General features: G+C 41.2%; 1 protein-coding gene. It reads right to left on the reverse strand.

What is annotated here, in order from left to right:
- Nucleotides 1–888 (reverse strand): LacI family DNA-binding transcriptional regulator (locus AB5026_RS18955; protein ID WP_368214149.1); only part of this gene is annotated, 888 nt, incomplete at its 3' end.
- Between the last annotated feature and the right edge of the window lie 344 nt (nucleotides 889–1232).

Below are 1232 nucleotides of genomic sequence, written 5' to 3' on the forward strand. Positions count from 1 at the left end.
GGTCATAGTCGCACTCATGGTCTTGAAAAGCGGATCATCGTCAAAGCACACAAAGGAAATATCCTGAGGAACGGAAAGCCGTGCCTGGCTGGCAGCACTTAAACCACCCATTGCGGAGAGATAGCAGTCAAAAAAAACAGCAGTAGGGGGATCGGAAGAATCAATAAGCTTCTGGAAATGCAGGTTGCTCTGGATGACAGTTTCAGCAGTGGAACCAAAAGAAACAGGGGGGAAAGAATCCTGCTGTTTCAGAAGGTCAATGCCATTTTTCTGATATACATCCACAAAGCCCCGGATCCGCTGCTCGATCGTGTAGGCGTCCAGATACTGTTCCATGATCCAGACCTTTGTGTGGCCTTTTTCCAAAAGGTGCTCTGCCAGCAGTGCACCGCCTTTGTAATTATCAGAAATAACACAGTCTACAGGAAAATGTCTCATGGAAGCAGGAATCTGATCGAGCATTACAACCGGTATGCCGGCATTTTGCAAAAGCTGGTACAGATCATCATGCCAGCAGGATGGGAGCATGATAACTCCGTCAAAGTGCTGGGAGATAATATCCTGTATCGTATCGATCTCCTTCTGATGTTCAAAAAAGAAAGAACAGACAATAACTGTATAGCCATGATCCGTGAAATGCTTGATAATGGAATTGACAAGCTCGCCCCAGAAATAATTACCAAGATCTGAGATCAGGATACCGATGGTATGTGTGTTTTTGGCACGAAGAAGCTGGGCATTCCGGTTTGGGGTATATCCAAGCTCCTGAATTGCCTTTTCTATAAGGATACGATTTTCTTCCCGTATTTTTTTGTGGTTTATATATTTGGAGATCGTTGCGGTGGACAGGCCTGTCGCACGGGCGATATCATTGATCGTAACGTTCATGTAAAGCCTCCGGTTCTGATGCATTTACAGATAATATAGTATTTTCATATTATATCATGAAAAAGAAAATGCCTCAATACACATGGCATTTTTTACACATAAAGTATCAGAAAAAACGAGCATATTGTACAGAAAATTGATAAAAATGAAACGTTTAACAAAACCTAATACGAAAAAGTACACAAAAACAAGACGGAATAATTGTAAAAAATAGGAAAAATGATTTTTGCCCTATGATTTTACTTGAAAAGCTGCTTCGGATGCGGTAAGATAGTCTTAACAAAAAACGAAACGTTTTACGTAACAAGAAAATCAGCTATACGAAACAAGGAGAAGGTTATGGC

This window comes from Blautia sp. RTP21359st1_E11_RTP21359_211015 (assembly GCF_040910705.1).
GTDB classification, from domain to species: domain Bacteria; phylum Bacillota; class Clostridia; order Lachnospirales; family Lachnospiraceae; genus Blautia_A; species Blautia_A fusiformis.